Below are 12681 nucleotides of genomic sequence, written 5' to 3' on the forward strand. Positions count from 1 at the left end.
TGAACGAAACAGAGCCGCTATAATAGCGGCTTTTTTTATTGCCAATAGCTATACTTTCTTGCCCAGAACAAAGAATTTGTACTGTCAGTTTCGGAATTCACGATTACACCTCTAATGTTGGGATAAGATTGTGATAATTCAAGTTAATTTTGTTCATTTAGATGCTTAAGAGATTACAGTACACTGAAAGAACATACAAACGGAACACACTAAACATGAAAATGTGAGGAATTATAATTCGTTGGAGGTTTTAACGTGAAGACCAAAAATATCTGGTTTAATCAACCTGCTGGGACATGGGAAGAGGCATTGCCTATCGGAAATGGAACTCTTGGAGGCATGATTTTTGGAAAAACACAGATCGAGAGAATTCAGCTTAATGAAGATAGTCTGTGGTATGGTGGGCCGATGCAGCGGAATAATCCTCAAGCACTTGAATCTTTATCTCAGATCAGAAGCCTGATTTTTGACGGTAAGATTAGGGAAGCAGAAGAACTCGCAGCAGATACTCTGGTAGGTGTTCCTGACGGGCAAAGGCATTATGAGCCATTAGGGGACTTCTATATCGCTATGGATCACAGTGAACATGAACCAAATGGATATCAAAGACATCTCGATCTGGAACAAGGCAAGGTAAACGTGAATTATACCGCAGATCAATCCATTTACAGCCGAGAATATTTTGCTAGCTACCCGGATCAAGTGCTCGTTGTTCATCTCAAATCTAGCGTGCCTGGAAAGTTATCTTTCTCCACTGTTTTTGGCAGGGGAACCGTTCTGGAATCAACATCCTATTCCGATATTCTTAAGCATCCTGTTGGTTTCCAATCCTATCTGGACCGGATCGAGAAGCGTGGAACGAATGACTTGATCATCCGGGGAAGAAGTGGGGGAGAAGAAGGAATCCGATTTTGTTGTGCGATTCGCCTTATATCTGAAGGAGGGCAGGTTCATTATTCAAGCGGCCAGCTTTCTCTGAAGGATGGTAATTCAGCGACTATTCTAATCACGGCTTGCACGGATTTCCGAGTACCTAAGGAACAACTCGAAGTGGAGTGCCTCCGCAGGATTGATGCTGCTTCCGCAAAACCATATAGCGAACTGCTCGCCGATCATGTCTCGGACTATCAATCCTTATTCGAAAAGATGGATATACATCTCGAAGATGAAAATAAAGATGTGATATGTTCCGAACTTCCAATCGATCAGCGCCTTGAGCGGCTTAGAGCTGGTCAGCATGATCCGGAACTGCTGAGTCTATACTTTCAATTTGGTCGCTATCTGCTTATCTCAAGTAGTCGTCCAGGTTCTTTACCGGCAAATCTTCAAGGGATATGGAATAAAGACATGCTTCCTGTATGGGATAGCAAATATACGATTAATATTAATACACAGATGAACTACTGGCCTGCAGAAAGCTGCAATCTGTCTGAATGTCACGTTCCATTGTTTGATTTTATAGATCGACTGCAAGTCCGGGGAAAGGAAACCGCTAAAAGCATGTATGGTTGCAAGGGGTTCGTTGCTCATCACAATTCGGATATCTGGGCAGACGCTGCTCCGCAGGATGTATGCATGACATCGACGTTTTGGACCATGGGAGGAGCATGGCTTTCATTACATCTATGGGACCACTACGAATACAATAAGGATGTTCAATTTCTCAAAAAATCTTACGCCACGATGAAAGATGCGGCTATCTTTATTCTGGATTATCTAATAGAGGATCCTACCGGCAATTGGGTGATATGTCCTTCGTCCTCACCGGAAAATCGCTATATATTAGATAATGGAGAGTCGGGGGCTTTATGTTTTGGTGCTTCAATGGACAATCAGATTATTAGAGAACTCTTCACGCGTTGCATTGAAAGTACCGGAATATTGCAAGAAGATCAGGAATTCGGAGAAGTACTCCGTAGTGCTTTAACCAAAATACCGGAGACCTCCATTGGAAAACATGGCCAGATCCAAGAGTGGAGTAACGATTATGATGAATTGGAACCGGGTCACAGACATATCTCCCATTTATTCGCTTTGCATCCTGGAACGCAAATTACGTTGCAATCAACGCCTGATCTGGCCAAGGCAGCTCGTGTAACACTCGACAGAAGATTGGAACACGGTGGTGGACACACAGGATGGAGCCGGGCGTGGATTCTCAACATGTGGGCACGATTAGAAGAGTCGGAACTTGCACACGATAACATCGTGGAACTTCTACGTTCCTCCACGTTACCCAATCTGTTTTGTGACCATCCTCCATTTCAAATTGATGGGAACTTTGGAGGTACTGCAGGGATAGCAGAGATGCTTCTCCAGAGTCATAACGAAGTAATCAGATTGTTACCTGCTTTACCATCAGCGTGGTCAAAAGGATATATTCGTGGTATTCGGGCTCGTGGCGGATTTGAAATAGATCTGGAATGGGAAAATGGTCGTCTGTTAAATACCAGAATTCGCTCTATTGAAGAAACAAGAGTAACCGTGTCCTATCTGGACCAAAAAATAGAATTAACCTTTCCTGGCCCCAATTCAATAATTGAACTAAGAGGATACGACTGGAATAATCAATAAGAATTTACCGATTACCTGAGCGAATACCGGCTGACAGGATTGCCGGGTAAATTCGCTCTTTTTTTTTGCTGAGATAAGATTAGGCAAGAGTTGGCGTGTTTTTGCTCAATGCAATGTTTAAAACAGACTTCCATATTTAACAAATTTGCCAGGTGAAGTGCCGACCTGCTTGGTGAAGCTGCGAATAAAATTGGCATAATCTCCAAAACCGGATTGATAACAGGCCTCTGTAATACTTAAACCTTCGATTAAATAAGATTTCGACAGCTCTATACGGCGACTAAGAATGTATGCTCGAATCGTGAGTCCGGTATGCTTTTTAAATTGCCGACTAATATAGCTGCTATTCGTGAACATAGCCTCTGACAATTGTTCGAGCGTCAGTTGCCTCGTCAGATTACATTCAATGTAATCCATCGTGTTTCGAACTAGTTCAGGCATAATATCCGTTGCAACAAAATCCGTATTTTGGAAAAGTTAGATTCGTTAGAAGTAGTAACTGTGTAATCAAAATATTCCCCAGAATATCCGCTCCATAGTCACTTGATGAGAGACACTGTTCAAGTTCGCCAGCTAATTGTAGCACTCGTTGAAGTTCGTCCTCTTCAAGATGTACGATATTACCCTTACCCTTGGGACGGTAGTCGAAACATGCGGATAAGTTGGTGCTTGAAGTAGACAAGCGGTTCAGATATGACTTTTTCAGATTTATGGTGATTCTCTCATATTCGTTTTTGTCCAAGGCAAAGGAACGGTGCATCTCCTCCGGGTTAAGAACGAGCAGATCTCCACGTTGCAAATGGTAACAACGGTTCTCAATATAGAAGTTTACATTGCCACGAAGAAATAAGTAGAGTTCATATGCATTATGTCGATGATAAAACGTTCCCATATTATACGTGGTGGTACGATGAAGATACAACAGCTCATTCTGGATTGGATCAAACAGGTATTCTGAAGTCTCATTCATATCAGATATATGACCTCCTTGTCGTTTCGCGCAATAAATATAGCCGTTTGTGCAATGAAATTGCAGACGTGAACCTATAAAATGTAACCATCCTAGCATGATGGATACATAATTGCAAGCGTTTACACTCAGGTGTGTACAACGCGATTGGAGGAAAAGATGGATCTGATTTTCACGGCACGGAGTAGAGTGCAGGACAACGTAGAGTACACGGCATTGGACAAGCATGCTCTCAAAGCTAGCGTTAAAGTAATAAGCGGAAACGGCAGTGCAGAAGCTCCATGGCAAGCCGACATTCAGATTTACAACGAGGGACAGAATGTCTGGTCAGGAGTTATTCATGTGGAAATGCCGTTGGACAAACAGAATCCGAGATTTTTTTTGCCTGCATTTATGTATGGCCGCAACCGGGGTGAAGCGCCTCAGAATGTTCCAAATGAGTTCCCCAGGCTAAGGGAGGGCAGTCCTTCTCGTCCTTCATCACCCTGGTGGATGGTAAGAAGTGATCGTCTGTCTCATCCAGCTGCACTTATCTATGATGAAGGTCGGATTGTTGGTTTAAGCGCAAGTCCCTACTGGATCAATACAGGAGGCCATAAGCAGCAATGGTATCCAGGAATGGAAGGAAACTTTGTGCAATATGGGGGATTCACATGTTCTATTGAAAAGGGTGCGGTCGGATATACGTTGGGATATGAGAATGCTCCGTTGTTATTTATCAAATCCAGACTTGTCCACGAGCGAGCTGCCCTTGGAGAAAACTGTTTTGAACTTGCGGCAGGTGAATCGGTTGGGCTCACACTTGAACTATATAACTACGAGTCTGAATCAGAACTGGGCATCAATCCAGCACTGGAAACAATCTATAAGAGGTATCACGAAAAACCAAGAGAAGGAAGTGACATTCAGACAACGGTAACGGATTTGTCCAATGCCATCTATGAGTATGCCTGGCTTCCGGAGGATTGTCATTATTCTACATTCGTATATGAAGATGCTGCTGAAACCGGTGGCTACCGATACAACAAAATTATCTCAATCAGTTGGACAAATGGTATGACCATCGCTGCACCAATGCTTATGGCCGCACTGCGACTGAATAATGAGCCCATGCGACAGCAGGCGTTATCCTGCATTACCAATATTATCGAGAATGCCATGAATCCCGAATCCGGACTTCCGTATGACGCCTATCAGGATGGGATATGGAGTGTTAAAGGCTGGTGGTTCGACGGCATGCGTACCCCAGGACATTCCTCTTACCTTGTAGCTCAAGCAATGTTCTACATTCTGAAAAGCTACGATTATGAGAAGCGCATTCGAAATGTGAGACACGATGATTGGCTTGCTTACGTCAAACAAATACTTGATGGTCTGGAGTGCACGAAGAATACGGATGGAGAATACCCCACCATTTTGTCAGAGCGGACCGGAGCAGGTCTTGAATATGATGCCTTTAGTGGGGTCTGGTGTCTTGCTGCCAAGGCATATCACTGTTGGTTAACCCATGATGAATCTTCTCTGGAAGAGCTCAGACGCAGTGAAGCCCACTATTACAATACCTATGTACAACACATGGAATGTTACGGCGCTCCACTGGATGCGGACAAGGCAGTGGATTCGGAAGGCATTCTGGCTTACATCAAAGCTGTTCGGTTTCTGCACGCGTTGACCGGTGACGAGCTGTATCTAGATCACATGAGAGATGCGATCAGTTATGAATTCAGCTTCAAATTTTGTTACAACTCACCTATTAAGATTCCGCCACTCAGTACATTAGGCTGGTCCAGTTCCGGAGGAAGTGTTACTTCAGTAGCTAATCCGCATATTCACCCCATGTCCAGCAATCTAGTGGATGAGCTATTGTATTATGTGGGACAGCGGGAAGAGAATTATGTTCGTCAACGTATGATGGATACCATCGGGTGGGGTTGTCAGACCTATAATCGTTATGATCAAGAATTCGGCTATGGCAAAAAAGGATGGATGTCTGAACGCTTCTGTCATTCGGAAGGACTGGTCACTGAAAAATATGCGGATGGTACACCAGCCAGCACCTGGTTTTGCCTGATGCCATGGGCCAGTGGATCGATCATCGAAGGCCTCGTTGGCGACTATTGGGATTATGCGCGACATGAATGAATGTATTATGCAATAACTACAACAGTCACCATATTAGATGCCGCCGATAGGGAGAGACGCTACCGGCGGTTTATTTTCGTTGGAGGAAAGGGGACAAACGGATGTTAAAAGTATTACTGGTAGATGATGAGATGTATGTACGAAAAGGGCTGTATGAACTCATAAATTGGATGGATCTTAACATGGAGATTATCGGAGAGGCAGAGAACGGTGCAGAGGCATTAAATCTGATTAAATGCCTGCAACCAGACGTGATTATAACAGATATCCGCATGCCAATTCTGGATGGACTGGAACTTATACGTGCCGTAGAGAAAATGCCACTTCTCGAACCTGTGTTCATTATCATCAGTGGTTATCATGACTTCAAATATGCACAGCAGGCAATCCGGTACGGCGTTCATGACTATATCCTGAAGCCTATTGATGATGAAGAACTGACGGCCACGTTGCAGAAGTCGGCTAATCTGATTTGCAATAAAAGAAAACATATTCTTTTGGCTGAGGGACAGGCCAGTAACATCATGCTGGAGGATGTGATCAAAGGCCATGTACAGAAGGAGGATGAACATCGATATGCTGAGATGCTTGGGATCAATCGTAACTCCAGTCTGCTCATAACTTTGATTGAACTTCAGACCGGATTAGGTGCAATTAAAATTACGATTGAACAGCTACGTGAAGCAGTACATTCTCTGGAGAGTAATTTATGCAAAATGTTCATCAGTGAGCAACAACGCGGCATGTTTACTTTATTACTGTTGTGGCCTGATCATCATCAAGGAGGCTCGGCGTTACAGGATAACCTACATAATATTCATATAACACTGAGCAAAAGGTTCAACCTGGATATCGGTCTTTACGCAGGAACACTCGTCAAAGAAATTGGTGATGTCCCACAATCCCTTATGGCGGCTGAAGAAGCAGCCAAGCATAAATATGCTGAAACTGGTGGTGTCGTACGTTATACGGAGATCAAGGACAAACCACTGTTTGTTTTCAATGTATACCAGGACGAGGTGGATCAATTAATTCTGAGCCTGGAAGAGGGGAATAGGTCAGCTTACCACAAGATTGTAGAAGAGAAATTCAAATTGTTTCATATGAATCGATTTTCTTCTCAGGCTGTATGGGGTTCTCTTTTGCGTTATATAACGGGTATTCTCGCTGTGGTCCATGAAATGGGTGGTAATGATGAAGGTCTACAGCAGCTAAAGGAGCTGGCACAACAAAGTCATGAAGGTTGGAATTTACGACTATTGAAAAATGCATTTCTCATCGCGTTGGAGGAAGCCGAGGATTATGTCTCTCATTTACGAATGGAGCGATCCAAAGGGGATATCAGCAAGATCAAACGATATATTGATACAAATTATACCGAGAACATCAATCTCAAAAGCATTGCTGCGCTCTTCTACATGAACCCCGTTTATCTTGGGCGATTATTCCGCAAAAGTTACAATCAATACTTTAATGACTATCTGCTCAACCTGCGGATTCATGAAGCGAAGAAGTTATTGCGCCAGACGGATCTGAGAATGTACGAGGTTGCTGCACGTGTAGGATTTCAGAATGCGGATTATTTTGTAACTCAGTTTGAGAAATTGGTTAAGTTATCACCTACAGAGTATCGCAATCTCCTTATGGGAAATGAGCAGCGAGGTGCACAATGCCAAGATGGAACCTGAATTACATGAAGCTTCGAGATAAGCTACTGCTTATGTATGTCTTATCTGTGTTTATTCCCATCGTTGTTACCAATGTGGTGTTCTACAATGTCACATCTGCCAATATTCGCAGTCAGAAAACTCGTGATGCCGGCATGGCACTGAACAATCTGAAGAATGACCTGCGAGTAACCATTGATCAGGGCGTCGGCCTCTCTTATTCGTTATATACTGACCCTGTATTCAACGACACCATCTCCCGTTCATTTCAAAGTCATTTTGAGTACATTGACGCTTATAATTCCTATCTAAAAGGGCAATTCTCCGGGCAAATGAATCAGGGGATTCGCTGGTATCAAGTGTATACCGATAATTCTACCATTTTATCTTCCGGTTATATTGATCGTTTAACTGACGATGTCCGCAACTCGGACTGGTACGTTCAATTTCAGGCATACTCCGCCCCTTATCCGGCATTGATCTCATCGGATCAGATGTTAAGTCTGTTTCAAAGGCTCGACAATCTGGACACTGGGGGGAGAGAGCAGTTACTTAAAATTGACCTGAATATGGATATGATCAAGCAGTATTTTCACAACAGCGGATTTGATGGAAAAGTGTATCTTCTTGATCCGGGGGGACACATCCAATTTTCAAATGATCCTACAGCAGAAGAAGCTCAGATAGGGAAACGTTACAGCGAGATCCAGTTTCCAAACAAAATGATTCCCTTTGAGATTACGTATACAGGTATTAACTATCTGGAAGGGTGGTCCCTGCATGGAGTGATGGATGAAGAAATTGTGTTGAAGGAGGTGCGGAAGTCCCGTTCCTTCGTCGTATGGCTGGCTTGCATTAATTTTGTCCTGCCTTCTATTATCATCGCGGCGATGTCCAGATCCATCCATGTCAGGCTGGTGCGTATTCTAAAACATATGAAAAAAGTAAAAACACAGAATTTCCAGACGATTCCGCCTGAAGATGCAAGAGATGAAATAGGTCAACTCACGATGGAATTTAATCGAATGACCGAGACGATCCATAACCTGATTCATGAGGTATATCTCGCCGACATCCAAAAGAAAGACCTGGAGTTGAAGCAGCAGGAAGCACAACTTCATGCGCTCCATAGTCAGATCAACCCACATTTTTTGTTTAATACGCTGGAGTCGGTACGTATGCGGAGCCTCATCAAAGGTGAGAAAGAGACTGCCAAAATCGTGCATAACATGGCCAAGATGTTTCGCAAGTCGATTAGTTGGAATCAGAATGATGTGATAGTGAAGGAAGAATTGGAACTCATCGAGAGTTTTTGCAAATTCAGAAATACCGCTTTGGAGAAAAACTCCAATATACCATTGAGGCAGATCCTGCGGTACTGATGTACCGAATCCCCAAGATGGTTATCCTTCCCTTTGTTGAGAATGCAAGTATTCATGGAATTGAGTCATCTCCGGGTGTAGGCATCATTCAACTCGTCGTTTCAATGGAAAATGACCAGCTCCATATCAGACTAACGGATAACGGTATAGGGATGTCACAAGCAAAATTGGAAGAGTTGTTAAGTTACCTGGATCAAAACACCGATATGGGAGAGCATGTTGGCATGAAAAATGCGTATAGTCGCTTAAAACTTTGTTATAAAAATCACTTTACATTCGACATCGAGACATGGGAAGGAGAAGGTACGCGTATTCAAATTAAGCTTCCACTTGATCCATCAGCCATGCCAGGCGACTAAATACGAGGGATATACTTTTCAAAGTAGGAGGTACACTTTCATGGGTAACTTTGAAAGCGCTATCTTGATATATTGAGAAGGCTTAATGACACAAACAATACGTTAAGGGGGCATTTGCTACATGTTTAGAAAAAAAAACATGATAACAGGTCTGGCCATTTTACTGGCTGTAACCCTGGCAGGTTGTAATAAAGCCAGCCCGGAAGCCTCTTATCCTGACAGTAATGACAACACCCCGGTCACCTTTAAATATTTCACGTTTGGCGGTGGCAAGAAGGACATTCTGGCAAGCAGCACGACCATTGGCAAGAAGCTACAGGAACAAACAGGCGTTGACTGGAAGATGGAATATCTGGTCGGTGACGGTGCAACCAAGGCAGGTGTAATGATTGCGAGTGGGGATTACCCCGACATCATCGACTCCAGTGGTGAAATGGCCAAATTGATGGATGCAGGTTCTTTTATCCCGCTGGATGAACTGATCGATCAATACGGGCCTAACATCAAGCGGGTATACGGGTCTTATATGGACAAATTCAGACAGGAGGATGGAAAGATATACTTCTTGCCATACACTGCCAACATCGGTTATGTGTCAGAGCCTAATTTTCAGACCGGCTTTTATATTCAGCGTGCTGTGTTAAAAGAGTTTAACTATCCCAAGATCAAAACGCTGGACGAATATTTTGACTTGATTGAGCAATACAAGCAAAAGCATCCGCAGATCGATGGAAAAGAAACCATCGGCTTCGCCACACTTGCGGGTGAATCGGGCAGCTTTTTCACCCTGCTAAATCCGGCTATGCATCTGGCAGGTTATCCAAACGATGGCAGTGTGATGGTGGATATGCAGAGTCATGAAGCCAAACTGGTAGCCGGATCTGATTATCAGAAACAATGGATTCAGAAGCTGAACGAGGTTAACGCACAGGGGATGTTTGATCCAGAATCCTTCACAATGAACCAGGATCAGTATCTCGCCAAGTTGACGTCCGGTCGGGTGCTGGGATATTTCAGTTACTCCTGGCAAGTTGGAGATGCAACGAACAACCTCAAGAAGGCTGGTATTGACGATAAACGATACGTATCTCTCCCGATCGTATTTGATGACAGTGTCAAAGACCAGTATGTGGACCCGCCAGGTTTTGTGAACAACTACGGTGTCGGAATTACCGTAAATGCCAAAGATCCCGTGCGAATTATTAAATATTTTGATAATTTGCTCAAGGAAGAAAACCAGATTCTGGTTCAATGGGGTGTTGAGAACGAGACGTATAGTGTGAATGATGAGGGTCGCTTTTACTTTGAAAATGATGACCAACGCAAGGCACATGAAGATCCAGAATTAAGTCGTAAATTCGGCTTTGACTATTTTAATTACAGCTGGCCTCGTTACGGGAATAACTCCGTGCTGGAGGATGGCAACGCCTATGGACCGGGCAACCAACCAGAAGTGGCTACCTTTAGTTACACGGACGGTGACAAGCTGTTGTTAGAGAAATATGGTGTGGAGACATTCACAGAACTATTCAGCACACCGGATGAGCGTCCTTGGTCTCCTGCTTGGTCTATTGCACTGGAGCAGGGCTCTCCTGAACAGATTTTTATCACCAAGGCAGAAGACCTCCAGAAGAAATATTTACCCAAAATGATTATGGATTCGCCTTCCACTTTCGAGAACACATGGAATGAATATATGAGTCAATTGAATCAACTCGACAAGAAAACATACGAAGCTACGATAACACAGGCAGTTAAGGATCGTGTAGCTGGCAAATGGTGAGTGTAATCCACGAGAGAAAACACGGAACGGGGGAATATTCACATGTTAAAACCAAAATTTAGAACAGCGGGTTTAGCTGTATTACTAACAGCTTTGCTGGCTGGGTGCAGTCAAAACAGTTCGTCATCAGCGCCTTCAGCCACAGGTGATGATGAGAACAGTTCAGTCACGTTCTCGTATTACATGTTCTCTCCAGGCAAGAAGGATGTTCTGGCAAGCGAAACTACCATCGGTAAAGCGTTGCAAGAGCAGACTGGTGTGGACTGGAAGATGGAATATCTGGTAGGTGATAGTGCTACAAAAGCCGGTGTCATGATTGCCAGTGGAGACTATCCTGATGTCATTAGCTCCAGTGGTGAGATGTCCAAGTTACTGGATGCAGGTGCCTATATTCCGCTGGATGATCTGATTGAGGAATACGGTCCTAATATCAAAAGGGTGTATGGACCATATTTCGATAAAATGAAAAATGCCGAAGATGGAAAAATCTATGCCCTGCCTTATACGGCTAATCAGGGTGAGTATTCAGGTAGCCCAAATGTGGGCGGAGGAGCTTTCTGGATTCAACGATCTGTGCTCAAAGAGTTTGATTATCCCAAGATCACTACACTGGATGAATATTTTGATCTAATTCAGGATTATAAGGAAAAACATCCAACTGTCGACGGTGCAGAGACGATCGGATTTGTGTCACTTGCGGGTGTGGCCAATAACTTCTTCACCTTGCAAAATCCAGCGATGCATCTCGCCGGTTATCCGAACGATGGCAGTGTCATGGTCGACATGAAAACCCATGAAGCAAAAGTCGTCGCGGGAACAGATGCTCAGAAAAAATGGATTCAGAAGTTAAATGAAATCAATGCTCAAGGCATGCTTGATCCGGAATCCTTTACGATGAACAAAGACCAGTACTTGGCCAAGCTGACTTCGGGTCGTGTGTTAGGATACTTCAATTATGGCTGGCAGATTGGGGATGCATCGAAAAACTTGCTCTCTGCAGGCATTGATGAGAAGCGCTACGCTCCACTTCCGATTGTGTTTGATGAAGGAATCAAGGATCAGTATGTGGATCCTCCCGGCTTTGTCAACAACTATGCAACAGGTATCTCGGTGAATGCCAAAGACCCTGTTCGTATCATCAAATATTTTGATAATTTGCTGAAGGAAGAGAATCAGGTTCTGGTGCAATGGGGAATCAAGGATGAGACGTACAGTGTGGATGAAAAGGGCCGATTCTATTATGCAAATGAAGATCAACGCAAGGCTCATGATGATCTGGAGCTCAGCCGTAAATTCGGGTTCACCTACTTTGGGACAGACTGGCCGAAATATGGCGGTGAATCTACACTAACCGATGGTAACGCTTATAGCCCTGGCAACCAGCCGGAAGTGGCCGCTGCATCTTACACCGAGGGAGATAAGAAATTCCTTGAAGCCTACGGTATCCAAACCTTTAGTGAATTGTTTAACAAACCGGAAGAGCGGCCTTGGTTCCCGGCATGGTCCATCGCCCTTGAACAAGGATCACCTGAACAGATCTTCACCACCAAATCGGATGATCTGCAACGTAAATACTTACCGGAAATGATCTTGGGAGCACCATCGAATTTTGATAAGCTGTGGGATGCCTACATGGCTGAATTGAACAAATTGGACAAAGCTGGTTATGAAGCGACCATTACCAAAGTTGTGAAGGATCGTGTTGCAGGAAAATGGTAATACGAACACTTTAAGTGCGTGTTCAAAAGCGGACTTTTTGAACAACCTCTTTAAAACAAACTGTTACATGCGCAGGAGAAGACGA

Annotated in this window: 9 protein-coding genes; 7 read left to right on the top strand and 2 right to left on the bottom strand. The window is 43.9% G+C overall.

Features of this window, described 5'->3' with window-relative positions; genetic code table 11:
* The first annotated feature begins 255 nt into the window (after positions 1-255).
* The gene (locus tag NST38_RS15220; protein ID WP_076253055.1) at positions 256-2574 is read left to right on the top strand and encodes a glycoside hydrolase family 95 protein; all 2319 of its coding nucleotides are present in this window, start codon (positions 256-258) and stop codon (positions 2572-2574) included.
* A 117-nt stretch (positions 2575-2691) separates the two neighbouring features.
* Here the strand turns inward: NST38_RS15220 and NST38_RS15225 are convergent, their stop codons facing one another.
* Positions 2692-2991, bottom strand: a complete 300-nt coding sequence (locus NST38_RS15225) for a helix-turn-helix domain-containing protein (RefSeq protein WP_341344007.1) — start codon at positions 2989-2991, stop codon at positions 2692-2694.
* A gap of 16 nt (positions 2992-3007) precedes the next feature.
* Positions 3008-3544: an AraC family ligand binding domain-containing protein gene (locus NST38_RS15230; protein WP_341344008.1), complete on the bottom strand. Its 537-nt coding sequence runs from the start codon at positions 3542-3544 to the stop codon at positions 3008-3010.
* A gap of 159 nt (positions 3545-3703) precedes the next feature.
* Between NST38_RS15230 and NST38_RS15235 the strand changes: the two genes are divergently transcribed.
* From NST38_RS15235 to NST38_RS15260, 6 genes are all read left to right on the top strand, one after another.
* The gene (locus NST38_RS15235) at positions 3704-5686 is read left to right on the top strand and encodes a hypothetical protein (RefSeq protein ID WP_076253057.1); all 1983 of its coding nucleotides are present in this window, start codon (positions 3704-3706) and stop codon (positions 5684-5686) included.
* A 101-nt stretch (positions 5687-5787) separates the two neighbouring features.
* A complete protein-coding gene (locus tag NST38_RS15240) occupies positions 5788-7374 on the top strand; it encodes a response regulator (protein ID WP_076253058.1) in 1587 nt (528 codons plus the stop codon).
* Positions 7356-8735, top strand: coding sequence for a sensor histidine kinase (locus NST38_RS15245; protein WP_341344009.1), 1380 nt, complete (start codon positions 7356-7358; stop codon positions 8733-8735). The genes NST38_RS15240 and NST38_RS15245 overlap by 19 nt, the downstream gene beginning before the upstream one ends.
* Positions 8666-9094 carry a sensor histidine kinase gene (locus NST38_RS15250; RefSeq protein ID WP_341344010.1) on the top strand — a complete coding sequence of 143 codons (429 nt, stop codon included), beginning with the start codon at positions 8666-8668 and terminating at the stop codon, positions 9092-9094. The genes NST38_RS15245 and NST38_RS15250 overlap by 70 nt, the downstream gene beginning before the upstream one ends.
* A gap of 121 nt (positions 9095-9215) precedes the next feature.
* On the top strand, positions 9216-10877 hold the full coding sequence (locus NST38_RS15255; RefSeq protein WP_076253060.1) for an ABC transporter substrate-binding protein: 1662 nt from the start codon (positions 9216-9218) through the stop codon (positions 10875-10877).
* Positions 10878-10919: 42 nt separating this feature from the next.
* The gene (locus tag NST38_RS15260) at positions 10920-12596 is read left to right on the top strand and encodes an ABC transporter substrate-binding protein (protein WP_076253061.1); all 1677 of its coding nucleotides are present in this window, start codon (positions 10920-10922) and stop codon (positions 12594-12596) included.
* Positions 12597-12681 lie beyond the last annotated feature (85 nt).

This window comes from Paenibacillus sp. FSL H8-0104 (genome assembly GCF_038050215.1).
GTDB classification, from domain to species: domain Bacteria; phylum Bacillota; class Bacilli; order Paenibacillales; family Paenibacillaceae; genus Paenibacillus; species Paenibacillus amylolyticus.